This window comes from Actinoplanes sp. NPDC020271, assembly GCF_044388125.1.
Classification (GTDB): Bacteria; Actinomycetota; Actinomycetes; order Mycobacteriales; family Micromonosporaceae; genus Actinoplanes.
Genome location: NZ_JBIRWQ010000006.1, coordinates 434609 through 459309 on the forward strand (window position 1 = coordinate 434609; position 24701 = coordinate 459309).

General features: G+C 68.7%; 23 protein-coding genes and 1 pseudogene. 10 read left to right on the forward strand and 14 right to left on the reverse strand.

The features are described from left to right. Window positions 1-108: 108 nt before the first annotated feature. The 5 genes from ACH442_RS17180 to ACH442_RS17200 form a co-directional block, all read right to left on the reverse strand. Window positions 109-834 carry an ANTAR domain-containing protein gene (locus tag ACH442_RS17180; protein WP_396338978.1) on the reverse strand — a complete coding sequence of 242 codons (726 nt, stop codon included), beginning with the start codon at window positions 832-834 and terminating at the stop codon, window positions 109-111. An 87-nt stretch (window positions 835-921) separates the two neighbouring features. Next, entirely contained in the window at window positions 922-1647 is a 726-nt protein-coding gene (locus tag ACH442_RS17185) for an ANTAR domain-containing protein (protein ID WP_396338979.1), read from the reverse strand. Window positions 1648-2493: 846 nt separating this feature from the next. After that, on the reverse strand, window positions 2494-2790 hold the full coding sequence (locus tag ACH442_RS17190) for a hypothetical protein (RefSeq protein ID WP_396338980.1): 297 nt from the start codon (window positions 2788-2790) through the stop codon (window positions 2494-2496). 145 nt (window positions 2791-2935) lie between these two features. Further along, window positions 2936-5134 carry a transketolase gene (gene tkt / locus ACH442_RS17195; protein ID WP_396338981.1) on the reverse strand — a complete coding sequence of 733 codons (2199 nt, stop codon included), beginning with the start codon at window positions 5132-5134 and terminating at the stop codon, window positions 2936-2938. A 38-nt stretch (window positions 5135-5172) separates the two neighbouring features. Next, entirely contained in the window at window positions 5173-5625 is a 453-nt protein-coding gene (locus tag ACH442_RS17200) for a transaldolase family protein (protein ID WP_396338982.1), read from the reverse strand. A gap of 304 nt (window positions 5626-5929) precedes the next feature. On the opposite strand from ACH442_RS17200, the gene ACH442_RS17205 reads away from it, so the two are divergent. Next, window positions 5930-6997, forward strand: a complete 1068-nt coding sequence (locus ACH442_RS17205; RefSeq protein ID WP_396338983.1) for a fatty acid desaturase family protein — start codon at window positions 5930-5932, stop codon at window positions 6995-6997. Between the two features lie 287 nt (window positions 6998-7284). After that, the gene (locus ACH442_RS17210; RefSeq protein ID WP_396339020.1) at window positions 7285-7959 is read left to right on the forward strand and encodes an alpha/beta fold hydrolase; all 675 of its coding nucleotides are present in this window, start codon (window positions 7285-7287) and stop codon (window positions 7957-7959) included. Between the two features lie 109 nt (window positions 7960-8068). Here ACH442_RS17210 and ACH442_RS17215 read toward each other — a convergent pair whose 3' ends face one another. The 3 genes from ACH442_RS17215 to ACH442_RS17225 all read right to left on the reverse strand — a co-directional run bounded on the left by ACH442_RS17215 (window position 8069) and on the right by ACH442_RS17225 (window position 12098). Beyond that, complete coding sequence (locus tag ACH442_RS17215) at window positions 8069-10825, reverse strand: cation-translocating P-type ATPase (protein ID WP_396338984.1); 2757 nt, start codon at window positions 10823-10825, stop codon at window positions 8069-8071. A gap of 57 nt (window positions 10826-10882) precedes the next feature. Beyond that, window positions 10883-11350: a universal stress protein gene (locus ACH442_RS17220; protein WP_396338985.1), complete on the reverse strand. Its 468-nt coding sequence runs from the start codon at window positions 11348-11350 to the stop codon at window positions 10883-10885. A 130-nt stretch (window positions 11351-11480) separates the two neighbouring features. Further along, complete coding sequence (locus tag ACH442_RS17225; RefSeq protein ID WP_396339021.1) at window positions 11481-12098, reverse strand: hypothetical protein; 618 nt, start codon at window positions 12096-12098, stop codon at window positions 11481-11483. A 577-nt stretch (window positions 12099-12675) separates the two neighbouring features. Between ACH442_RS17225 and ACH442_RS17230 the strand changes: the two genes are divergently transcribed. From ACH442_RS17230 to ACH442_RS17245, 4 genes and pseudogenes are all read left to right on the forward strand, one after another. Next, entirely contained in the window at window positions 12676-13083 is a 408-nt protein-coding gene (locus tag ACH442_RS17230) for an STAS domain-containing protein (protein ID WP_396338986.1), read from the forward strand. Window positions 13084-13336: 253 nt separating this feature from the next. Next, a complete protein-coding gene (locus ACH442_RS17235; RefSeq protein WP_396338987.1) occupies window positions 13337-13696 on the forward strand; it encodes a response regulator in 360 nt (119 codons plus the stop codon). Then, window positions 13693-15147 (forward strand): RAD55 family ATPase, encoded by a 1455-nt coding sequence (locus ACH442_RS17240; RefSeq protein ID WP_396338988.1) that lies wholly within the window; start codon window positions 13693-13695, stop codon window positions 15145-15147. Before ACH442_RS17235 ends, ACH442_RS17240 begins: the two co-directional genes overlap by 4 nt. Window positions 15148-15157: 10 nt before the next feature. Beyond that, window positions 15158-15286 (forward strand): annotated as a pseudogene (locus tag ACH442_RS17245) (IS630 family transposase); the annotation flags it as partial. Between the two features lie 7 nt (window positions 15287-15293). On the opposite strand, the gene ACH442_RS17250 reads toward ACH442_RS17245, so the two are convergent. The 4 genes from ACH442_RS17250 to ACH442_RS17265 all read right to left on the reverse strand — a co-directional run bounded on the left by ACH442_RS17250 (window position 15294) and on the right by ACH442_RS17265 (window position 18277). Continuing rightward, on the reverse strand, window positions 15294-15737 hold the full coding sequence (locus ACH442_RS17250; RefSeq protein ID WP_396338989.1) for a hemerythrin domain-containing protein: 444 nt from the start codon (window positions 15735-15737) through the stop codon (window positions 15294-15296). A 288-nt stretch (window positions 15738-16025) separates the two neighbouring features. Continuing rightward, window positions 16026-16208, reverse strand: coding sequence for a hypothetical protein (locus ACH442_RS17255; protein ID WP_396338990.1), 183 nt, complete (start codon window positions 16206-16208; stop codon window positions 16026-16028). A gap of 517 nt (window positions 16209-16725) precedes the next feature. Then, entirely contained in the window at window positions 16726-17457 is a 732-nt protein-coding gene (locus ACH442_RS17260; RefSeq protein ID WP_396338991.1) for a GAF domain-containing protein, read from the reverse strand. Window positions 17458-17494: 37 nt separating this feature from the next. Next, on the reverse strand, window positions 17495-18277 hold the full coding sequence (locus ACH442_RS17265; RefSeq protein WP_396338992.1) for a GAF domain-containing protein: 783 nt from the start codon (window positions 18275-18277) through the stop codon (window positions 17495-17497). Between the two features lie 217 nt (window positions 18278-18494). On the opposite strand from ACH442_RS17265, the gene ACH442_RS17270 reads away from it, so the two are divergent. Next, window positions 18495-18683, forward strand: a complete 189-nt coding sequence (locus tag ACH442_RS17270) for a hypothetical protein (protein WP_396338993.1) — start codon at window positions 18495-18497, stop codon at window positions 18681-18683. Between the two features lie 37 nt (window positions 18684-18720). Here the strand turns inward: ACH442_RS17270 and ACH442_RS17275 are convergent, their stop codons facing one another. Continuing rightward, window positions 18721-19317: a DUF5994 family protein gene (locus ACH442_RS17275; RefSeq protein WP_396338994.1), complete on the reverse strand. Its 597-nt coding sequence runs from the start codon at window positions 19315-19317 to the stop codon at window positions 18721-18723. 349 nt (window positions 19318-19666) lie between these two features. Between ACH442_RS17275 and ACH442_RS17280 the strand changes: the two genes are divergently transcribed. Then, window positions 19667-20092 (forward strand): hypothetical protein, encoded by a 426-nt coding sequence (locus tag ACH442_RS17280; protein WP_396338995.1) that lies wholly within the window; start codon window positions 19667-19669, stop codon window positions 20090-20092. Between the two features lie 512 nt (window positions 20093-20604). Here the strand turns inward: ACH442_RS17280 and ACH442_RS17285 are convergent. Further along, window positions 20605-20799 (reverse strand): hypothetical protein, encoded by a 195-nt coding sequence (locus tag ACH442_RS17285; protein ID WP_396338996.1) that lies wholly within the window; start codon window positions 20797-20799, stop codon window positions 20605-20607. A gap of 600 nt (window positions 20800-21399) precedes the next feature. Here ACH442_RS17285 and ACH442_RS17290 point away from each other — a divergent pair. Both ACH442_RS17290 and ACH442_RS17295 read left to right on the forward strand, forming a co-directional pair. Beyond that, window positions 21400-22191, forward strand: coding sequence for a slipin family protein (locus ACH442_RS17290; RefSeq protein WP_396338997.1), 792 nt, complete (start codon window positions 21400-21402; stop codon window positions 22189-22191). A gap of 81 nt (window positions 22192-22272) precedes the next feature. Then, the gene (locus tag ACH442_RS17295; RefSeq protein ID WP_396338998.1) at window positions 22273-24657 is read left to right on the forward strand and encodes a phosphoketolase; all 2385 of its coding nucleotides are present in this window, start codon (window positions 22273-22275) and stop codon (window positions 24655-24657) included. Window positions 24658-24701 lie beyond the last annotated feature (44 nt).

The following is a 24701-nucleotide window of genomic DNA, read 5'->3' on the forward strand; positions in this document are numbered from 1 at the left end:
CAGTCGGCGGGTCGACTTCGTTCGCGGTACTGCTGGCCGGGGTGACGGCAGATGTCTACGCCTCGGGTACAGCCGCTGTGGGTCTCAGCCGCAGCGGCGGTGGGCAGATCATGCGGAGGTGCCGGGAGACGGCCGGGCGGTCCGGTCGGATCCGCTGATGATCGTCTCGGCGAGCGCGACGAGGCGCTGGTTCTGGTTGCGGGCGCCGTTGCGCATGGTCGTGAACGCGTCCTCCATGCTGATCTGGAGTCGTTCAGCGAGTACGCCCTTGGCCTGTTCGATCAGGATCCGGCTGTTCAGCGCGTTCTGCAGTTGCTGGGTGAGGATGTTCCCGTCCTGGATGGCGCGTTGCTGCAGCAGTCCGATCGTGGCGACGTCGGCCATGGCTTGACCGATGCGCAGTTTTTCCGGGGCGAGTTCGCCCGGTGCGGTGTCGAAGAGATTGAGGGCACCGATGACGGTGGTTCGCAGGCGCATCGGGAGCGCGTGCACGGCGGCGAAGCCGACTTCCGCGGCGGCCGCGGTGAACCGGGGCCACCGGCCGGATCGAGGGAGATCGGGGACCGATACCGGTGCTGCGCTGTGGTAGCAGTCCAGGCAGGGGCCTTGGTCGGCCTGCAGCTGGAACAGTTCCAGCAGCCGGGTGCGCGCGGACGAGGCGGCGACCAGTTGCAGGGTGCCTTGGCCATCGGCGAGCAGCAGCCCGGCGGCGGAGACGCCCAGCAACTCCACGCAGTGTTCGGTGAGGCCGTGCAGGAATTCGATCATGTCGAAGTCGTCGACAAGCGTGTCGGACAGTTCTACGAACACATCTGCCAGGTGGGTCTCGGCCACGTCATTCACCCTCGTCATGCCTTGGGTCGATCGGTCGATCGGTTGGTCACAGCTTCGGGCCGGCCTGCCGGCGGCAGGGCGCGGCTGTCAGATGCCGGTGGCATCGGTGCTCTCGTCGGGGTCGAAGCGGAGGACGCGCGTGACGACGTCGGTGGCGACGTCGCGCAGAGCCCGGTCGACGGTGTAGGCGTGTGCGCGGAGTCTGACGAGGGCCACGGCGGCGCTCACCCCGAGCTGCGCGGTGATCATCCCGGTTGCCTGGTGGACCTCGGGATGCTGCAGCGCGGTCCGTTCGGGCGGCTCGTCCCGGCCTGACCGGTCGGCGTCGGCGGTGTCCAGTAACAGGGCGCATGCCAGATCTGTCAACATCAACGCGTCGGCCAGTGGTTCTCCCTCGAGGGCGCCGGGCACTCGCCGGTAAAGGTCCATGACTCCGAGCCGGATCCCGCCGACACGCAGGGGCAGCGCGAAGACCGCCTGGATGCCGCAGCCGATCGCCGCTGGTGCGAAGGCCGGCCAGCGGGTGAGGTACTGCGGGTCGCGCAGGTCGGCGATCAGTGACGGCCCGTCGGCGATCGCCTCCACGCTGGGCCCTTCGCCGATCGTCATGGTCAGGTCTTCCAGCGCCTCGGCCAGCACATCGCTGGTGTACAGCGTTTCCCGGGGCGTCGTGGTGAGAGCTACCACGATGGCGGCGGCGTCGATCCCGGCGGTGGCGAGCATCACCGCGCCCACGTTGTCGATAGTGGCGCCGCGGCCGTGGGAGAGTTCGACGACCATCGTCCAGAGGCGCAGCCTGCGATCGATGATCATCGTGACACCTGGCACGCGGTGAGTCCCGGATATACGTAGGTGCCGCGCCGGATCACGGCGATCTGTTGCACAGGCCGGGTACCTCGCTGTCGCCGGGTGTATGGCGGTGCGGCGCGGTCATGGGTTGCGGGCATTGTCGAATGACACCTCATCCTGCCGTGGCGTAGCGGTGCAGCCCTCGGCGTACTCCACCTGCGCCGGCCTGGAGTGCCGTCACCGCCGTTTCGTCTGGGCGGCGAGGGAACTCGACTGCCGGACCACGGCCATGGCGACGGCATCAGTACGAGGCCGTCGCGGGCCGAAGGCGCAGATCAGATTCCGAGAACCATTTGCGACATGAGCGCAGCGATCTCCGCGGCTGCGGGGAACGTCGACACGTCCGGGACAGTTGCTGCACGCCACCAGGGTCTCGAGCGACTGAACTGACTCTACGCCTGTTCGCGGTCGTCGCCGTGGGCCGTCGCTGTCTCTCTCGTCCCGTGCGGGATGCGGCCGCGGACGTGTTGCCATCGAGGCGTCGATCGGCCGTTACGGCGACGGCCGGAGCAAACCGGGCCGGCACCGGGTGTGCGTACAATGAGGGTGTCACTCGAGACCCCGGTGGCTGTCCACTCGCCACTACTGGGGCTTGTGCATCCGCGTCGGCCCGGGGCGAGCAGGCCGGGTGCGACTGCTGACACCGCACTCAGCGCGCAGGTTGAGCGGGCGCGGATCTGGGCCAGGCCGGCGACGACGGTGGGTGCGCCGGGCAGCGTGCGGCGCGCAGCGTCGGGCTGACACCTTCGCAGTCGGGGAAAAAGCGACCGCCGCCGACCCGCGTGGGGTCGGCGGCGGTCGTCAGTGCTGTCAGGCGTCGGCGTGCTGGCGGCTGCCGGACTTGGACAGGCCCCGGCTGACCAGGTAACCGATGGTCAGCAGCACGACGTAGAACCAGGCGCGGTCGGCGCGGAAGTAGTCGCCACCGGAACCGTTGTCACCGTTGCCGTTACCGTCGACCACCAGGGAGGCGATGAGCACGGCCACCGTGATGACCACGTAGGCGATGAACTCGGTGGTCTTGAACGTGGCCTTGGTCTCGGTCGAACGGCGGCGCACCGCGCCGTTCGTAGTGGTGTCGGTGCGGTTGGAGGTGGTGCTGGACATGTATGTCTCCTGGAGCTGTTTTATGCGGGGACCGCCGTACCGCTGTGGCGGCACGTGGTTGATGCGGGAAACTCCGGAAAGCAATCATCATTTGTTGTCGTCAATGACTGGATGCCCGGTGCGGGCCTTCCAAACAGGACGGGCGTCACTTCGGTCGGTCGCCCGTGCCACCTGTGGTCGGGGAGGCGGTCGGCTGATCGCCGCCGGGGCGGACCGAGCCGGTGGTGGCCCGGATGCTGTCGCGGGCTGCCTGGGCGACGGCTCCGGCAGTGATGCCGAATTCCTGGTAGAGGCGTTGATAGTCGGCGGAGGCGCCGAAGTGTTCGAGGCTGATGATGCGTCCGGCGTCGCCGACGATGTCGCGCCAGCCCTGGCCGATGCCGGCCTCGACACTGACGCGGGCGCGCTGGGTGGGCGGCAGGACCTCGTCGCGGTACGACAGGGGCTGCTGGGCGAACCATTCCCGGCACGGCATCGAGACCACCCGGGCGGAGATGCCCTCGCCGGCCAGCTCGTCCCGCGCGTCCAGGGCGATCTGCACCTCTGAGCCGGTGGCGATCAGCAGCACGTCGGCTTCGTCGTCCGCGCCGGCCAGGACGTAGCCGCCGCGGGCCGCACCGTCCGCGGCGGTGTACCCGCCGGGGCCACGGTCGAGCACGGGCAGGTTCTGCCGGGTGAGGATCATGCCGGCGGGCCGGTCGGTGTGCTCCAGGACCGTACGCCAGCAGACCGCGGTCTCGTTGGCGTCACCGGGCCGGACGACGTCCAGGCCGGGGATGGCCCGCAGCGCGGCGAGGTGCTCGACGGGCTGGTGGGTGGGGCCGTCCTCGCCGAGGCCGATGGAATCGTGGGTCCACACGTAGGTGGCGGGTAGCTGCATGAGCGCGGCCAGCCGTACGGCGGGGCGCATGTAGTCGCTGAAGACCAGGAACGTGCCACCGTACGGGCGGGTCAGGCTCTGCAGGGCGATGCCGTTGAGGATCGAGCCCATGGCGTGCTCGCGGATGCCGAAGTGCAGCGTCCGGCCGTACGGGCCACCGGACCAGTTGCGGGTCTGCCGCTCGGTCGGGATGAACGACGGTTCGCCGGTCATGGTGGTGTTGTTGCTCTCGGCCAGGTCGGCCGAACCGCCCCACAGCTCCGGCAGCACCGGCGCGAGCGCGGACAGGATCTCCCCGGACGCCTTGCGGGTCGCCATGCCCTTGGTGTCGGGTGCGAAGGTCGGCAGGGCCGCCTCCCAGCCGTCGGGCAGCTGCCGCTTGAGCAGCCGGTCCAGCAGGGCGGCCCGGTCCGGGTGGGCGATCCGCCAGGCGTCGAAACCCGGCAACCATTCCTGGTGTACGCGGGCCCCGCGCGCGACGACCGCACGGGCGTGGTTCAGCACGTCGTCCTCGACGGTGAACGCGGCGTCAGGGTCGAAGCCGAGCAGCCGCTTAGTGGCGGCGATCTCGTCGGCGCCGAGGGCGGATCCGTGCGCCTTGCCGCTGTTCTGCAGGGTCGGGGCGGGCCAGCCGATGACGGTGCGCAGCTTGATCAGTGACGGCCGGCCGGTGTCGGCCTTGGCCGCCTCGATCGCGGCGTGCAGGGCATCGATGTCCTCGATGTACGCGCCGGTGCGGGTCCAGTCGACGGTCTGTACGTGCCAGCCGTAGGCGGCGTAGCGGGCGGTGACGTCCTCGGTGAACGAGATGTCGGTGTCGTCCTCGATGGAGATGTGGTTGGCGTCGTAGAACACCACCAGGTTGCCCAGTTGCTGGTGCCCGGCCAGGGAGCTGGCCTCGGCGGTGACGCCCTCCATGAGGTCGCCGTCGGAGGCGATGACGTACACGTGGTGGTCGAACGGGCTCGCACCCGGTGCGGCGTCCGGGTCGAGCAGGCCACGCTCACGGCGGGCCGCCATGGCCATGCCGACCGCGCTGGCCACACCCTGGCCGAGCGGCCCGGTGGTGATCTCGACCCCGCGGGTGTGCCGGAACTCCGGGTGTCCCGGCGTGGCGGAACCCCAGGTCCGCAACGCGCGCAGGTCGTCCAGTTCCAGACCGTAGCCACTGAGGTACAGCTGGGTGTACAGGGTGAGGCTGGTGTGCCCGGCCGACAGCACGAACCGGTCGCGGCCCAGCCACTGGTCGTCGTTCGGGTCGTGCCGCATGACGTCGTGGAACAGCAGGTACGCCAGCGGCGCGAGGCTCATCGCCGTACCCGGATGGCCGTTGCCGACCTTCTGCACCGCGTCGGCGGCCAGCAACCGGGCCGTGTCCACGGCCCGGACATCGAGCGCGTCCCAGCCCACGGCGTCGGCGACCGGGGCGGTGACCTGCCGGTCGAGGTGGTGGATCTGAGTCATGTCGATGTCCTTACTACGGGGTGAGAGGGGCGTGCCGGTCAGGATTGGACGAGCTCGGCCCGTTTACCGGCGATGCCCTCGAAAAGCTCGTCGAACCAGGCGACGAACGCGTCGACGCGTTCGCGTTCCAGCACCGCGGTGATGTCGTCGTAGTCGATACCGGCCTCGGCGAAACGCTCGAACACCCGCCGCGCCTCGTCGACGTCGCGAGTCAGCGTGTCATCGACCTTGCCGTGGTCCAGGAACGCCTCGACCGTGGCACGCGGCATGGTGGTGACGGTGTTCGGGCCGATGAGTTCCTCGACATAGGTGACATCCCGCCGATCCGGACTTTTCATCGAGGTCGACGCCCACAGGCACCGCTGCGGGGACGCGCCGGCGGCCTGCTGAAGGTGTAGAGCTGGGCTACCCGTCCTGGAAGTGCCCCGCAGGAATACTCGCAAACCCCGCAATGGTGGTCTGCTCAACATCGGACTCGACCAGTCGGACATTGCCGCCGACGTCCCGGACAGCTACCGACCGGATACTGCTGGCGGCGGCAGCCACCTCGTTGCTCACCATGCAGTTCCCGACGACAGTACGTGCACCACGCGTATCTCTTCGGCGTGTCCACCGGGCCCGGCGTAGCCCCTCGGCGGCGACCCGTTTGCGACTTCAGCTCACGGGTACCCATCGATGACCGCGATCTCGCTCTACCGGTGACGCGGTGGCCGTCCAGACTCCGCGGCCTGTTATCAAGCCACTTCTGCCGCACCGGATCCGTTGCTCAGCAGGCAAGTTCCGAGGAGTCGCGCCATGAGCGCATCGATCATCCCACGCCCGAAGACCGCCGGCAGTGACTTCGCCCGGTTGAACCGTCAGATCGTCGACGCAGGTCTGCTCGAGCGGCAACCCGCCCACTATGCCGTACGGATGAGTGTCGTGACCGTGATGTTCGCGGGTAGTTGGGCCGCGTTCTTCCTGATCGGCTCGTCCTGGTGGAACGTCGCCGTGGCGGCCCTGCTCGGGGTGGTGTTCTCGCAGGTAGCGCTGCTGGCGCACGATGTGGCGCACCGGCAGGTCTTCCGGACGAAGAGGCCCAGCCAAGCAGCGGGCCGGATCGCGGCGAACGTCGCCGTCGGGATGAGTTACGGCTGGTGGATGGAGAAGCACACCCGCCACCACAACAACCCCAACCACGACGAACTGGACCCGGACGTGCAACCCGAGCTGCTGATCTGGGCCACCGAGTCAGCGTGGGGCCGGCGCGGGATCAAGGGTTTCGTCAATCGCCACCAGGCCGGGCTGTTCTTCCCCCTGTTGACGCTGCTCAGCATCGACCTGCGCATCTCCAGCATCAAGGCGCTGCGACACCCGGGCATGAAGGCCCGCGGTCTGGAAGCCGGGCTCATGGCGTTGCACCTGACCGCCTACGCGGCCGCGCTGCTGCTGGTGCTCTCCCCGCTGCAGGCACTCGTGTTCTTCCTCGTGCACCACGCCGTCTTCGGGATGTACCTGGGTATGACGTTCGCTCCCAACCACAAGGGCATGCCGCACCCGACCGGCGACGAGGACTATCTGCGCAAGCAGGTGCTGACCTCCCGCAACGTCAAGGGCGGCCGGCTGACCGACCTGGCGCTCGGCGGACTGAACTATCAGATCGAGCATCACCTGTTCCCGGCGATGCCCACCCCGAACCTGTCCAAAGCGCAACCCATCGTGCGGGAGTACTGCCAGCAGGTCGGCGTCCCGTACGAGGAAACAAGCCTGATCACGTCCTATCGGCAGGCGCTGCACCACCTGCATGTCGTGGGAGCCTCGCTGCGCGCAGCGCGACGTCGCCGGGCACCGGTCGCCGATTCTCGTACATCGACATGTCGCTGAGAGTGGCGTTCCTGCGACGCGGGAGCTGACCGCGGTGACCACAGCGTTTCTTCGGCAAGGGTGACAGTCCTGCGGGCCCGCAGGACTGCTCCACGTCTGACCCAGGGAGCCTCACCATCGCCATCCGGACACGCACGAGCCGGCCGGGTCGCCTCGGTGCCCGGGACCGCCGCGCAGCTTTGGCCGCGCCCGCCGAAGCGGACGGTTTCGTCAGCCGCACGCACGACATCAACAGTCTTCTGCTGCACGTACGCGAGCGCCCGGGCGACCCGGCCGCGACGTCCTGGATGCTGTTGCACGGTCTTGCGGTGTCACACCGTTATCTGATGCCGACCGCACGCCGACTCGCACCAGGCTCGGTGTACGTCCCGGACCTGGCCGGCTTCGGATTGTCCGGCAAGCCGGCGACCGTGCTGGACGTCGGTGCGCACGCCGGGACGATCGCCGATCTGATCGACCGGCTCGGCATCGGGCCTGTGCGGCTGCTCGGCAATTCCTTCGGCTGCCAGGTCGCCGTCGAGCTGGCCCTACGACGCCCGGATCTCGTCGTCGCTCTCGTTCTCACCGGACCCACCACCGACTCGTCCGCTGCTACCGCGTGGGCTCAGGCCCGGCGCCTGCTGCACGATCTGCCGCACGAGGACATACGGCAGACGACCATTCTCGCCCGCGACGTCCGGGAAGCCGGCGCGCGTCGCATCCTCGCGACCCTGCACCACGCGGTCACCGACGACATCTACGGCAAACTCACGGCGATCCACGTGCCGGTCCTGCTCCTTCGCGGCAGCAAGGACCCGATCGCCCCGCAGGCCTGGCTCGACCGGATGGCCGGCAGCCTGTCCCGAGCGACGACAGTGACCATCGGTGGAGCCGCCCACAACGTCGTGTCCACCGCCGGCGCTGAGACGGCCGCCGCGATCCGGCGTTTCGTCGAGTCCTCACACGAGCACCCGGCCACGTGACGGTGGGTCGTGCTGGAGCCGGCGCGGTGTTCGACCAGGGCTCAGCGGTGTGCAGGTGACTGTCCTCGGCCTCTACGGCGGCGAGGTGCGAGTTGGTCGCGGATCACCATCAGGCCGCCTTTTCGAGCTGTATGGCAGGGCTGGTCTGACGGACGACCACGCGGCGGTGCCGGGCTGCCCAGCGTGCCGCCTCGTCGACGGCCCAGACGACGAACGGGAACGGGGCGATGATCGCTAGCTGGCTGACGCTGAGCGCCGCGGTGCCGAAGATGTCCTGCAACCACGGTGTGTAGATGACGGCAGCGGTGAAGACCAGCTCGAAAAGAATGCCCCAGAGCAGGAGCCGGTTGCTGAACAGCCCGACGGTGAAAAGCGAGGCCCGGTCGGTGCGTGCGGCGAAGGCGGTGCCGATCTGGCAGGCGACGATGCCGGCGAAGGTGATGGTGGTGGCTTGCAGGTAGGCGTGGTGCAGGGCGGTGCCGGGGCCGGTGGGGTCGCCGGGATGCCAGCCGGCGCGTGCGAGGGTGTAGAGGTATCCGCCCATGACCAGCGCGGCGGAGACTCCGCCGAGTAGCAGCCATGCGCGTAGCAGCAGTTTGCGGTCGATCACTCCGGTGCGGCGGGGCCGGGGTGGGCGGTCCATCAGGCCGGGTTCGGCTGGTTCGCGGCCCAGGGCGAGGGCCGGCAGTGTCTCGGTGCCGAGGTCGATGGCCAGGATTTGCAGCACGGTCAGTGGTAGCGGGATGGCTCCGCCGGACAGGGCGAAGATCAGGAACGGGACGACTTCAGGTACGGCGTGGGCGAAGATGTAGAGCACGAACTTGCGGACGTTGGCGAAGACGCGGCGGCCGGCGTCAACGGCGGTGACGATGGTGGCGAAGTTGTCGTCGGTGAGGACCATGGTCGCGGCTTCGCGGGCGACGTCGGTGCCGGATCGGCCCATCGCCACACCGATGTCCGCGTGCCGCAGGGCGGGGGCGTCGTTGACGCCGTCGCCGGTCATCGCCACGATGTTCCCGCCGGCGCGCAGGGCCTCGCAGATCCGCAGTTTCGCCTCGGGCGAGGCGCGGGCGAACACGATCTCGTCGTCGCCGGCCACGAGGCGGTCGAGGTCGGCGTCGCTGAGAGCGTCGAGCTCCTCGCCGGTGACGATGAGGCCGCCGTTGCGACCGATGCCGGCCTGGTGGGCGATCGCGGCGGCGGTGGGCCCGTAGTCGCCGGTGATGACGTGGATGCGGATACCCGCCCGGTGGGCGCTGGCGACCGCCTCGGCCACTCCGGCACGGGCGGGGTCCACCATGGCGACCAGGCCGAGCAGGGTCAGTCCCGTCTCGGCGTCGTCGCGTCGTACTGGTGCGGTTTCGCCGGCGGCGAGGACGCGGTGTGCCACGGCGAGGACGCGCAGGCCGCCGGCCGCGTACCGGTCGATGGTTTGTTGCAGGTCGCGTCGGGTCGGTTCGTCGAGCCCGGGGCAGCAGGGCAGCACCGTCTCAGGTGCGCCTTTGGTGTGCACGGCCATTCCGGCGGCTGTGTCGTCGATGCTGGTCATGCGTTTGAGGTGGGCGTCGAAGTGGAAGATCGCCAGGCGGTTGGCGTCACGTAATGCCGGTTGCACCGCCACGTCCTGGTGTGCGGCCAGGCGCAACAGGGCCAATTCGGTGGGATCACCACTGCCTGCGGGCTCGACGTCGGTCGGCGGGTGTGCGCTGGTGCAGGCAGCCGCCGCGGCGGCGAGGACCGCGGCCCGCGGGTCGTCGACCTTCCCGGTGGCATCGAGTTCGGTACCGGGTAGCCACATCCGGGTGACGGTCATCCGGTTCTCGGTGAGGGTGCCGGTCTTGTCGGTGCAGATGACGGTGGTCGAGCCGAGGGTCTCCACGGCCGAGAGGCGTTTGACGACGGCGCCCTTGCGGGCGAGTTCCCGGACCCCGACGGCCAGGGCGAGGGTGATGATCGGCAGCAGGCCTTCGGGCACATTGGCGACGATCAGACCGATGGAGAAGCTGATCGCGGCGCTCCAGCCGAGGCCGGCCCAGACACCAACGGGCAGGAACGCCACCCCGACCGTTACGGCGACGACCGCGATGATCCAGGTGGCTCGGCGGACCTGGGTCTCCAGCGGGCTGGGCTGGGCGGCCCCTCGTTGGGACAGGGCGGCGATGCGGCCGAGTTCGGTGTGCATGCCGGTGCGGGTCACCACGGTGGTGGCCTCACCGCCGGTGCAGGTGGTGCCGCTGAAGACGAGGTCGTGGGCGTCCAGCAGCGAGCCGGTGACCACGGTGGGCTCGGCGCTGCGCTCGGCGGGCACTGATTCGCCGGTCAGGGCGGACAGGTCGACGGTGACGGCGCCGTCGATGATGCGGGCGTCGGCGCTGACCCGGCCGCCCTCCACGACGATCAGGACATCACCGGGTACGAGGTCACGGGCAGGGATCTCCGCGCGTTCGCCGTCGCGGACCACCCAGGCTGTCGCGGGCAGGAATGCGGTGAGGGCGTCGACGGCGTGTTCGGCCTGCATCTCCTGGACGAACGCGAAACCCGCGTTGAGCAGGATCACTGCCACCACCGCTATGGCCAGCGCCGGAGTGCCCCCGGCCCAGGCCAGGCCGGCTGCCACCGCGAGCAGGATGGCCAGCGGCTGGGTGAACTGCGACAGCAGCTCGCCGGGCCAGCGCCGGCCGGTACGCCGGACCAGCTCGTTGTGCCCGTAAACGACGGTACGCCGGGCGGCCTCCCGGCCGGCCAGCCCGTACGACGAGGTGCGCAGATCCCGATACAACTCGGCGAGCGGCTCCCGCGCGTTTACCTCGGTGCCGGCGTTGCCGGCCGTGACGATGCTGTCCGGTTGCTTGGTTGATGTGGTCATCCTCGGAGCCTCTTCACCTGCCGTTGGCGGACAATGCTGACGCGCTGGCCGTACTGCCTATGGCCCGGTCTGTTCCGGGATGACGACGGTGGGGCAGGTGGCGTGCTGGACGCAGTGCTGACTGACCGAGCCGAGCAGCATCCCGGCGAAGACACCGTGACCGCGGCTGCCGAGGACCATCAGGTCGGCGCCCTTTCCGGCGTCCAGCAGGACCTGCGCGGCCGGCCCTTCCATGATCCGGGTGGTGACGGCGACGGCCTGGTCATCGCTGCCCTGCGCCTGCTCGACTGTCTCGTGCAGGGTCTTCTCGGCATATCTGATGATGCCGGCGTCGTCGATGCCGGTCGGCGTCCACCCGTAGGCGTAGGCGTACATGGGCGGCACCTGCCACGCGGTGACGGCTTCGACGGTGCCACCGGTCAGCCGCGCGTGGGCGAGCGCCCAGCGCAGCGCTTCCAGTGAGCCGTCGGAGTTGTCGACACCGACGACGATGCGGTGGTCCGGTACATGTTCCTGATCGATCATGACGAACTCCTGAGATGAGAAGCCCACCACTGGCCGCAGGCGGGCGCGGTGATGACGGTGGGCAGGCGAGAAGAGCGACCACGTCGGTATGCGCGTTCCGGGCCGGCCGGATCGCGCATACCGGGCGGGTCTACGTGAGCCAGGTGTTGCGTCGCACGAGCGGGGTCGCCGCCCATCGGCGGCCCAGGCCCCAGGTGGTTCCAGCGCCGAGCAGGGCGAGCAGGATCAGCACGGCGGCGTAGATGAGGTGGTCATCCATGAACGGGTTGCTTTCCGGCGGCAGCACCGCGGTCCACATCAGGACGGTCAGCACGGCTCCGGCGGCTGCGGCGATGCGCATGCCGATGCCGAGGATCAGCGCCACGCCGATACCGAGCAGGGCCGCCATGAACAGCACGTCAACGAAGACGTTGCCGGCCATCGAGTGGTAGAGGCCGGCGAACGGGCCGGTCGCGGCCTTGCCGAGGAACCCCGCGGTGGGGCTGCCGCCGTCCAGCCACGCGTTCGCGGCGGGAGTGCCGCGCCCGAGCCCTAACAGCTTGTCGAGGAACGCCCACAGGAAGACCCAGCCCAGCGCGAGCCGGATGCCGGCCAGCAGATAGCGCGCCGCAGTGGCCGTCCTGCCAGTCACGGGGAACGCGGTGTGCGGCGCCGGAGCCTGGTGCCGTGCGCCCCGGTCCGGTCGTTCAGTGGTGGCCAGGGTAGTGACGGGGGCAGACGCCTGGTGATCGTTGGCGATGTTGACCATCGCACTCACTTCTTTCCGCTTGCTCATGGCGCATGTTCCGCGGCGCGTCCAGCGCGCTGGCGGATCGATCGGAGTGCGGCGCCACCTACTCAGGGCGGCAGCCGTGCTCCTGGACGGGCTCCGAAGACCGTTCGAGCACATGTGAGCTTCAGCAAGATCCACGATGTGTGGGAGATGTCGGAGGCGGCGGGCTCGGCGGCCACCGGGGTCCTGGGCGACACTCTGACCGTACGCCTGTTTCGCAGCGTTGGCTCGCCGGGCGTCCACAGCCGGTTGAGGGAACAGGCGTAGGGACAAGGTCACGATCCGCCTCGATCGGCGTGTCGACCCGGCGCCGGGAAAACCTCACACAGATACGGACGCGAGGGCGGGTGAAAGTGCCTCCTGACTGCGGTGCCATGACGCCGATCGAGACGTGCGGCGAGTAGCGTCAGTGTTCGCACCGCACCAACGTGCGCACCATGCCGAGCCGGCAACGGCCGCGATCCCGCGGTTGCCGTCCTCTCGACGCCCGGGTCCGGACCCTGCCCGCCCACCACGCATGTTCTTCGGACGAAGGTCGTTGGCTGGAGGCACCATGGACATCAGCCGTCCCCCGCTGGCCCCTCTACTTCCATTGCGCATCGACATCGGTTGCCCGTCACCGGGGTCCATCCGGGTCGTCATGATCGGCGAGATTGACCTGGCGACCGCCGGCATGCTGCATACAAAGCTACTCACCGTTCTTCTTGCGCTGCGCCCGCGCCGCCTCGACATCGAACTCGCCGGGGTCACGTTCCTGGACTGCAGCGGGCTCACCGTCCTCGTCGTCGCCTGCCGGGTTGCTGCCCGCATAGGCTGTCGACTGCGGATCGAGGGCCCGCAAGGTATCGTGCGGCGTGTCCTGAACCTGACCGGGCTGCTCAGTATCCTCACCGCGCAGCCCGGCCGAGCGCCTCGCGCCGCGATCGGCCCAGCCGGCGTCGCCGACGTGTCCGCCCAATGACCCGGCCAGGTGTGCGGCGCGATCGCTGTGACCGGGGGAAATGGGCCGGTGACGCGGCTCGGGCGGACAGGTCGGCGACATCACCGGTGGCCGCCTACAGGCCTACCAGACCATTTGTGAACCAGTACGTACAGTAGGTATCAGATGCTTGAAGCCTTGTCGTAATCGCTGAACATGCGCTTTTGGCAGGCCCGATCCGCTTATTCTGATCAGAATTGGGGCCGTCAGGCTGCCCCGTGAACGGACGGGTTCGGTGAGCCGGATTCTGGTGGTCGATGACGAGCCGGACCTGCGATTCATACTGCGCCGGGTGTTCCTCCGCGCGGGCCACGAGGTCAGTGAGGCCGGTGACGGTGCCGCCGCTCTCGCCTCAGTGCATGCGTCGGCACCGGATCTGGTGGTGACCGACATGATGATGCCGGTCATGGGCGGTGTCGAACTCATCCGAGCGCTCCGGGCCGACCCGGCGACCGCCATGATTCCGATCCTGGCGGTCAGCGGCGACGCGCACTTGGCGGTCGATGCCGACGCCGCGCTCGCCAAGCCGTACCAGTGCGTCGAGGTGCTCGAGGTCGCTGACAGCCTGCTCCGGAAAGGGCGTGGTACGAGGTGAAGCGGCTGTCGAGCGGGCTGGCGGACCTGGATCTGATCCTCGGTGGCGGCCTGCAGCGCGGCTCGATGGTCGTCGTGGCCGGGCCGCCCGGGTCGGGAAAAACCATCCTGGCCCAGCAGATGTGCTTCGCCAACGCCACCGTCGAGCACAAGGCCGTTTACTACACCACGCTGTCGGAGCCGCATTCCAAACTCGTCGAGCACCTGAGCGGGTTTCCGTTCTTCGACCCGGAGGCCCTGGGACCGAAAGTCGAGTACGTGCACCTCGGCGACAGGCTGCGCGACACCGGCAAGGGCGCCCTCGACTTGCTGATCGACGAGGTGGTCCGCAGAGCCCTTGACGATCAGCCGGCGCTGGTGGTCATCGACAGCACGAAGATGCTGCGGGACTTCGTCAGCGACCACACCCTGCGCATGGCGTTGTACGACCTGACCAGCCGCGTCGCGCACAGCCGGGCGGTGCTGCTGCTGCTCGGCGAATACAGTGCCGACGACATGCAGACCGGTGCGGAGTTCGCCCTGGCGGACGGCATCATCCAGCTGACGCACGAGTCCCGCGAGCCGGTCGACCGACGCGGCCTGCGCGTCGTGAAGCTGCGCGCCGCCGCCCACCTCAGCGGCACGCACGCGGTGCACATCACCGCCGACGGTTTCCAGGTGTATCCCCGGGTGGAGTCGTTTCTGCCCGAGACAGTGGCGCCTGGCAGCGGGCGTACCCCTTCCGGGATTCCCGGGTTGGACGCGTTGATGGGCGGTGGGATACCCGAGGGTGACGCCACCCTCGTGCTGGGAGCCTGCGGGGTGGGCAAGACCATCAGCTCGCTGCGATTCGTCGCCGAAGGCCTGGCCCGAGGGGAGCGGGGCCTGCACATCACCTTCCAAGACACCGTCGACCAACTGACCTACATGGCGGGCACCTTCGGGTGGGACTTCGAGGCCGCCCGCGCCGCCGACCAACTGGTCATCTCCCACGTGCCGATGGGCAGCCTCGACCTCGACGTGCTGGCGTCCGTGATCCGGCACCGCATCGCGGACGGCGCGACCACCCGGATCGTGATCGACAGCCTGGACGCCATGACGAACGCCGCCCGCGAGACCCACCGGTTCCCCGCCTACCTGCGCAGCCTGCTCGGCGTCGTCCGGGACGCCGGCGCGTCCCTCTGGGTAACCAGTGAGACCACCACGTTCGGGCCCGTGCAAGACCCGCTGGCCGGACTCATGTATCTGTTCGACAACGTGATCCAGCTGCGCTACCTGGAACACTGCACCGAGATCGGCCGGGCCCTCAACGTGCTGAAGATGCGCAGCAGCCGCCACGACCACAGCATGCACGCCTGCCACATCACCGACGACGGCTTCACCGTGGGCGACAAACTGGGACGAGTCACCGGAATGCTCGGCTGGAGCGTCCTACGCGACTGCCCACCACCCGCCAGCGACTGCATCAGGTGAGCAACCGGCCGACCGGATCGAGGAATTGACCACCCGATTCCGGAACCGGTGTTTCGCGTTCGACCAGTTCGGGCCGCTGCCGATCCGCCCGCACCACGGCCGCGGCTGGGCACCGCGGTCGCATCCGAACCGGTGTCCCCGTGGGCTCAATCCGCGGCCATGACCTGCACGTCGTGCAGCTCGCCGGCCATCATGTGCAACCGTTGGACCGGCACCTGGACGCGCAGGATCGGAAACTCATCCAGTTCCTCCCGGGTGGCGTGCTCCAGAATCGCCCGGTACAGAGCTGCGAACCCACTTCCGAAACCCGGGTGGCGGGTGCCGAGCTCGTGCAGGGTCACGAGGGACCGCTCGATGGCAGCGCCCTCCACCATGCGGGCAACGCCGATCAGGTTCGCGGCGGCGGTGCCGTTGCGCACGGCCGGATGAACGACGGCCCGCTCCCCCCGCTCGTGCAGGTGGACCAGGCGGGCAAGCTCGGCGAACTGCCGCTCTCGCTGCACACCCTGGGAGCGCTCGACACCGGCACACAGCCGACGGATCTCGTCGTTCTGCTCCACCAGAAGGTCGATCACGTCGGAGTAGCTCATTACGACCACCCGCTGACGTCAGGCGAACGGTTGAAGCTGTTCGACGCGATATGGATCGAGGATCTCATGGCTGGCCCCCAGACCTCACAACAGCCGAGACGCCGGGGTCCAGAGCGTTGTGGGATTACCTGTCCACCGTACTCCGGATCCCGGACGAAGTACCTCTGCTGGCGGCGCCGGCGACAAGGCCATCGCCATCTGATCGACCTGTCGGCGGCCCCGGGGCCGCCGCGCGGCGGCCAGCATTCCGGCTTTCAGGTTGCGAGCCAGTCGCCGGCCCGGGGGAGTTCACCGACCTTGAATCGAGTCGAAGACGGCGTCGATCATTGAGCGGGTGCCGCAGGACAGCAGGGCACTCAGTCGCGGGCCCGGGTAGCCCGGTCCGCCGTGGTTGCCGCCCTGTTTCGGGTAGCGGGCCAGGACCGCGGGCGCGTCAGCGGCGGTGAGGATGGTGCCGTCGATCGCGGTCAAGAGCGGGCCCCCGCCATCTGACTGCTCGGGCGGCGCTGGTGGCGGCTGGCCCGCAGAGCAGGTCGAACAACGCCCCCGGATGTGCTGGGCCGAGTCGTTGCCAGGCTTGGTGTAATGCGCTGGAGATCGGCACGGTCGAGGCCAGCCCGGCCAGGTCTGCGGTCAGCTGCCGCCATACCGGCGTGTTACCCATGCCGGCGAACAGGCACCGGCCAACCGCAGGTAGCGACCACGCGGGCAGGTGGCAGCCGTTCGCGCTGCTGGACACGGCGCGTCTCGGGCAGGACCTCATCGACCATGTCGAACAGGATGAACGGGGTCAACGCCGAGATGACTTGGTGCGAAGACCGGCGGCAACCGTGACCGCACGGGTCATGACAACCTAATCGAGCAAGTGGAGTTTCTGGTTCTGGGTCCTCTTGGAGTGACAAGCCTTGATGCCGGAACTCCGCTTCTTACTTTCCGATCAACAAACCCCTTGACGAACCTCGCCCCAACTAACTGAGCGGCGTTGGCTCTAGCCCGGATGGAGTTCCGGTGAGGTGGTCTGGTCGTGAACGATGGCCCAGGCGACGTCGGTCAGCTTGCGGTTGTGATCGCGGGCGTAGCGCCGGATCCGGGTGAACGCCTCATCTACGCTGATTTCTTGGGCATGGGCGACGGCTCCCTTGGCCTGTTCGATGACGATGCGGGTGTTGAGCGCGCCCTGGAGTTGCTCGGTCAGCGCTTCACCGCGGCGCAGCGCGCGCTCTTGCAGCAGCGCGATGGCGGCCACGTCCGCCAGGGACTGCACGATCGGTACGTCGGCGCCGCTGAAGTCGCCGCCCTTGGAGTCGCCGAACACGTTCAACGCGCCGATGACCTGGCTGCGCAGCCGCAGCGGGAAGGCGTGCACGGACTGGAACCCGGAGGCGGCCGCCCGCGGCGCGAACCGTGGCCACCGGGGGGCTGCGGCGCTCAGGTCGACGTTGATGACCGGCTGCCCCGTGCGGTACGCCTCAAGGCACGGGCCCTCCCGGGCTTGCAGCTGGAACAACTCCAGCAGTTTGACGTTCTCGTTGGAGCCGGCCATGAAGTCGAGGTTGCCGCGCCCGTCGGCGAGCATCAATCCGACGGCGGCAGCGCCGACCAGATCCGCAGTGCGGTCGGTCAGCATCTGTAGAAAGTCGATCAAGTCGAATTCTTCGACGAGGGTGTCGGCAACCTCGACGAAGATCGACGCTAGTCGTTGCACGGAAACGGTGGTCATCCCTGGCTCCTCGCTGCTGGGCGGTGCGGTGCACGGGTCATGGGCGGTCCGTTTCGAAGCGCAGGTTTCCGGCCACGATGTCGCGGGCGACCTCGCCGAGGCTGCGATTCTCGGCGTAGGCGTACGCCCGGATGCGAGCTGCGGCGTCGGTGATGCTGCCTTGGATCTGGACCATGATCATGCCCTGGGCCTGGAATAATTCTGCGCGGTTTCCGATCGCGTCGGTCACGCTCTCGTGTGGCGGCCCGCTGGGTGCGCCGGCATCGTCTTTCCGCCGGTCGAGCACAGCCTCGACGGCGACGTCCGCGAAACAGAGGGCGTCGGCCAGGTGCTGCTCGGAAAGCCGACCGGCGTGGTCGCGGAACACATCGAGGACACCCAGCCGGGCCGCGCCGATCTGCAGAGGAAACGCAAAAATCGCGCGGACGCCGCGGTCGTGGGCCTCCGGTGCGTATATCGGCCACCGTGACATCGCCTCCTCGTCGAGTTCGGCTATCAGCACCGGCCGGCGGCGGTCGAAAGCGTCGAGGCACGGCCCTTCGCCGAGAAGGAACTGGAGTTCCTCCATACGCTCGCTGAGCGTGTCGGACGCGGCGTACACGCCACGCGTCCGGTCGTCGGTCAGCACACTGATCCCCGTTCCGGAAGCCGACAACGCTCCCGCCGCGGCCTGGCAGACACATCGCAGGCGCTCGACGAGCCCGCCGGTGTGCACCGGCTGAGCGGCGATGAGATCTCTGATCCTCCTGACCCGGTCATCCATGATGCTGGTCCGGTGCCGTCCGAGCGCTCGAGCGGCACCACGAAGCAGTGAGATCATGCGGATCGCCGCTGGACGCCTGGTCTCGACCCCGCCGAACTACCTGATATGAGACGCCGAGCTCGGGCGTCGTGCGGCGCCGGAGCTGCTGGGCGTCGGCGTGCTCGATCAGTGCGCTCAACGGCGGCACCAGCCCCCTGATGCCGGTCGCCGCGATTGCGCCTGCGGAGAGTGCCTCGACGGCCGGCAGCCAGTCGACGTCTTGATCATCCGGCCTGTGCCGGACCGCGGGGGTCGCCGCCCGGTCGTGATCGCCATGGGCGATGCGCGACCGCGGGTCGCGGTCAGCGAACAACTCCAGCGCACCGTTACTCACCCGGCTATCGCCACGGTCGCCGATCGGTACATCGGCGGCGTCCGGTCGGCCGCGACGACCGCCCGGTGGAAAGCCTCGTTCATGACGTGAGTGCTGACCGGGCCCCGCGCGCCGGCCAGGAGCCGGGTCATCGGGTCGCTCGCACAAGCAGCCGGCCCAGCCCGCCGCCCTCGCCCTCCCAGACATCCGCGTCGCGCCTGGCTTCCGCACCGTCCGGCGCTGCGACATTCGGGCCGGGCGGCACCACTCGCATCGTGAAGGTGCCCCCGTCGACGCAGACGACGGTCATCGTCCACCGCGGCTGGCCGATCAGATAGTCGACGCCGACCGTACGCAGATCCGTCACGATCCGATCCGGCTCGGCCGGCCAGTCTCCGGCGCGCAGCACCAGCCGTCGCACGGGTCCACGGACGTGATCAAGAAGCGGCAGCACAACGCCCAGCTCGATGTCAAGATCGTTTGAATCGGGCCACCAGCTTCCGTCGAACGCGGTGCGATCGGACCGCACCGGCTCCCGAGCCCGGAGGCGCTCGGCCGGAGACAGAAATTCGGGGTGCCGGATGAATAGAGCCATGACCAGATCCCATCGTCCAGGACTGACGCAGGCGCGGGGCCCAACCCGAAGATGACAGGCGAGGACGAGGTCCACCGAGTCCGGTGAAACGCGCGACTTGCGAAAGGCGAGCCGCGCACTGGCCGAGGCCAGTACCGACGGCGGAGCCATCGGTCATCCCCAAGTGTACGCGCAGCCAGCCCGTATGCGCGTACGGTGAAACGGCACCAACCCATCGAGCAGCGCGGACGCCCTCCACGGAAGGGTGCTGTCCGGAGTCGGAACGTCCCGGCCACACGGTAGTGCGGCTCCGCTGACACGCCTGAGCCGCCTGCACCGTCGCCTGACCGACGGCGTGATCGGCAGGTATTCCCCCGGGGTCGGTACCGCCCGGACGTGGCACTTCGAATCAAGCGAACACAGCGGTGCGCCAGTCCATGATCAGGCGGCACCGAACCCGACGAAACCCAGCAGGTCGCTCCAGACCCCGGCGGCAGCTCGACCCCAGCCTGGAGCACCCATGCACATCTTCGCCCGTCCGATGACGCCTGCCGTACTCCCGCCCAGCACTGCACCATCGGCGGAGAAGCACCTCGAATCGGCGGCCATCGAGGCGATCTCGCGCGGCAGCCACGAAGCGTTTGCCGCGCTTTTCGACCGTACGGCCAAGAACCTCGCCGCCGACCTCGCGGCGCGCTTTCCGGAGCCACGGCAGCGGATCGCGATTCTCGCCGCCACCTACGTCGAGGTGTGGTGGCTGGCTGGCTGCCGGAGCGACGCGGAATCCGACGTCACACAGTGGATCAGTCACATCGTGGACCGGCGGATCCTGGACTGCCGCCGGGCCTCCGCGGCCCCGCCGCACCATGAAGCTCGGCTATCCCGTGCGGAGTACGAGCTGGCGGAGCTGCTGGGCCGGCCGGTCGAAGACCTCTGGCCGATCTGAACGGTTCACTCGATCCGCTTCCGCCGGGCGGACGGCGGCCGGTTGACATGCCGTCGAGTTACCGGCAGTGCCGTCTCATCGCCGATCGCTCCGATGCGGACGGCGCGAGCGGGGCGGGGGCCTTGACCGAGCGAGGGCGGGGTCTTCGCCTGGTCCACGGCCTTGCCGCGGCCTGGGGCGCCATACTGGCGCAGGGCGGCAAGGTCGTCCCGGCCACGCTGTCCCCGGCGATACCCGCACGGCAAACGGAGATACCCAGGTGAACCGGGCGACCTGCGAAGGCCAAGTGCCTCCACGAGCCGCGGCCCCGCACCGGCCACGGTGCAGACCGGTGCGGGCTTGGCCTTCTGCAGCCGGGCTAAGGCATCCAGCGCCCATTCGATCCCTTTGCCGAGGCCGAGCAGTCCCCAGGTCAGCAGGTGTGGCCGGGCATGCCGGCGCAGCACGGACTTCCTCGGACGGCCTGAGTGCCGAGGCCCTCAGCGGCCGGCCGGCGATCTCATCGCGCCGGCTCAGGCGTTCCGGGCGGTACGAGCAGCCGATTTCAACGCTTTGACGTCGATGTCAAGGGTTGCCAGTAGGCTGCTGTTCTCGCCGGTGTCGACGATGGCGGGCAGTTCGCGTTCGAACCAGTCGGCACGAGCGCCTTTTCCCCTGGACCGCAGGATAGAAACGATCTCCGATTTCTTGACCTGTGTGGCATTCACCAGCTGTTCTCTTCCTGGTTTGGGGGCCGACGCCCATCTTGCGGATCGCGATCTACGCCGCGATGACCGGCACGGCCGCACGGCGACGTGGCAAATATTCCATACTCATCGATGCGGTGAGTCGCCGACGAGGGGAGGCGGGGGCGGCAGTTACCGTGGTTGTTGGCGATGTGGACCCGCCGTCTGCTCAGGGCGGCACCCGTGCTTCTGTGCGCACTCCGAGGCCGGGTCGGTCTCGGCAGGTTCCACGAGTGGTGGAGGATGTCGGCGGCATCGGCGGACTCAACAGCCGCCGGGGTCCTGGGCGACGCTTCCACCGTACGCGCATTTCGCCGGGCCGGCCCGGTCTGCCGGACGGCACGGTGCCGGGCGTCGGGAACAGGCGTAGGGTTGAGTTGTCGCCCGAGACCCCGGTGGCCTGGTAGTTGGCCGCTGTGAGCGTCTGGCGTTTCTTCGCCTCCGCAGCGATCAGGTGCGTTTAGAACGCGAACCGTTCTCGAGCTCGAATATCCGGCTGCGGCCGGAGTCTGGATCTCCACCATGCCGTACCTGTGGATCGCCCTGATCGTTTTCTTGATCTTTGTTTTGGCCTCTCTTTCGGTGAAGGTCGTCAAGCAGTACGAACAGGGGGTGTTGTTCCGGCTCGGCAAGGTCATCGCTGTCCGGCAGGCCGGCCTCACCCTGATCATTCCGTTCGTGGACGTGCTGAACCGGGTGAGCCTGCGCATCGTCACCATGCCGATCCAGTCGCAGGGCATCATCACCCGCGACAACGTCAGCGTCGACGTGTCCGCCGTCGCCTACTACCGGGTCGTCGACGCGCAGAAGTCGGTCGTCGCGATCGAGAACGTCGGCGCCGCGATCAACCAGATCGCCCAGACCACGCTTCGGAAGGTCGTCGGCCAGCACACTCTCGACGAGACCCTGTCGGAAACCGACCGGATCAATATCGACATCAAGACGATCCTGGACGTCGCCACCGAGGACTGGGGTGTCGAGGTGACGCTGGTCGAGCTCAAGGACATTCAGCTGCCGGAGAGCATGAAACGGGCGATGGCCCGGCAGGCCGAGGCCGAGCGGGAGAAGCGCGCGAAGATCATTGCCGCTGAGGGTGAGGCCCTGGCCGCGGACGCGCTCGGATCGGCCGCGGACATCATGATGGCTCACCCGCTCGCGCTGCAGCTGCGGAACCTGCAGACCCTGGTCGAGCTGGGTGTCGACAAGAACAGCACCGTCGTGTTCCCGGCACCGCTGATGAGCACCATCGGCGAGCTGGGCACGTTCCTGGCGCGCGAGAACAACGCCGCGTCCGCGGTCACGCCGCCCAGTTCGGCCAGAGGCGTCGCGCCGGTCGTCAACGGCACCCCGCCGCTGGCTGGGAGCACCCCGTGACCCTCGCGGACCTCACGGACCCGCGCCCAGCGCATCGCCGCGCTCGCACCAGGCCGGCATGACCAGGAAGAAGACGCCCCGATGAGCGCGACCAGCACCGCACCTCTGCACATCGCCGCAGGCGAGCCGCTGAGCGGCGACGAACTGCACCGGATCGACGGGTACTGGCGGGCCGCCAACTATCTGTCCGTCGGGCAGATCTACCTGATGGGCAACCCGCTGCTGCGCGAGCCGCTGGAACCGGCGCAGGTCAAGCCGCGGCTGCTCGGGCACTGGGGCACCACGCCCGGCCTGAACCTGCTCTACGCCCACCTGTCGCGGATCATCGCGGCGCGGGGCCGGGAGGTCATTTACGTGACCGGGCCCGGCCACGGCGGCCCCGGACTGGTCGCGAACACCTGGCTGGAGGGCACGTACTCGGAAATCTACCCGCGGGTCTCCCGGGACACCGCCGGCATGCAACGGCTGTTCACCCAGTTCTCCTTCCCGGGCGGCATCCCCTCGCACGTAGCCCCGGAGACCCCCGGCTCGATCCACGAGGGCGGCGAACTCGGCTATTCGCTGTCGCACGCCTACGGCGCCGCCCTGGACAACCCGGACCTGGTCGTGGCCTGCGTCATCGGCGACGGTGAAGCCGAAACCGGGCCCCTCGCCGCATCGTGGCACTCGAACAAGTTCCTCGACCCGGTCGGTGACGGCGCCGTCCTGCCGATCCTGCACCTCAACGGCTACAAGATCGCCAACCCGACGGTGCTCGCGCGCATCGGCGACACCGAGCTCACCGCACTTCTCGAGGGGTACGGCCACAAGCCGTACCTCGTCGCAGGCGACGACCCGGACACCGTGCACCAACTGCTCGCCGCCACCCTCGACACGGTTTTCGACGAGATCACCGAGATCCAGCGGGCCGCCCGCGAGGACGGCGTCACCGACCGCCCGCACTGGCCGATGATCGTGCTGCGGACCCCCAAGGGCTGGACCGGACCGAAGATCGTCGACGGGCTCCAGGTGGAGGGCACCTGGCGCGCCCATCAGGTCCCGCTGACCGCGGCCCGCGACGATCCCGCGCACCTCGACGCACTGCACACCTGGATGACCTCGTACCGGCCCGACGAACTGTTCGACGCCCACGGCACCCCGCAGTCCTGGGTCGTGGACTGGCTGCCCCGCGGTGACCTGCGGATGTCGGCGAACCCGCACGCCAACGGCGGCCGCTTCCCTCGCGATCTGGAATTGCCCGCGTTCCGCGACTACGCGGTCAAGGCCGGCGAGACCGCCGAGGCGACCAGGGTGCTCGGCGGCTGGCTACGCGACGTGCTCACCGCGAACGCCGAATACCGCAACTTCCGGGTGGTCGGCCCGGACGAGACCGAGTCGAACCGGCTCGGCGCGGTCCTCGACACCACCGGCAAGGCGTGGCAGGCCCGCATCGACGACGTCGACCTGCACCTGGACCGGCACGGCCGGGTCATGGAGATCCTGTCCGAGACCACCTGCCAGGGCTGGCTGGAAGGCTATCTGCTGACCGGCCGGCACGGCCTGTTCTCCTGCTACGAGGCGTTCGTCCACATCGTCGACTCGATGGTCAACCAGCACGCCAAATGGCTCAAGTCCACCCGGCACCTCGGCTGGCGCAACCCCGTCCCGTCGTTGAACTACCTGCTCACCTCGCACGTGTGGCGCCAGGACCACAACGGCACCTCGCACCAGGATCCCGGCTTCATCGACCACGTGGTCAACAAGAAGGCCGAAGTCGTGCGGGTCTACCTGCCGCCGGACGCCAACACCCTGCTGTCGGTCGCCGACCACTGCTTACGCAGCCGGGACTACATCAACGTCATCGTTGCCGGCAAGCAACCCGCGCCGACCTGGCTGGACATGGACGACGCCGCCCTGCACTGCGCCCGCGGCCTGGGCATCTGGGACTGGGCCAGTAACGACGACGGTGACCCCGATGTGGTGCTGGCCGCCGCCGGCGACGTACCCACGTGCGAGATCCTCGCCGCGACCGACCTGCTGCGCCGGCACCTGCCCGGCCTCAAGGTCCGGGTGGTCAACGTCGTCGACCTGATGCGCCTGCAACCGGTCTCCGAGCACCCGCACGGGCTGCCGGACGCCGAGTTCGACGCGATCTTCACCACCGACCGGCCGGTCATCATGGCCTACCACGGCTACCCGTGGCTGATCCACCGCCTGACCTACCGGCGCACCAACCACCACAACCTGCACGTGCGCGGCTACAAGGAGGAAGGCACCACGACCACGCCGTTCGACATGCTCGTCGTCAACGACATGGACCGCTTCCACCTGGTCATGGACGTCATCGACCGGGTCCCCGGCCTAGGCCGCAAAGCCGCCCTGCTGCGTCAGCAGATGGCCGACAAACGGACCGAACACCGAGCTTTCGTACGACGTACCGGCGAAGACCTGCCCGAGATCCACGACTGGACCTGGCCGATGGCGTGACCCGGTCCGCCCGGTTCGTCGCTCGGCACCGCACGAGGAGACCC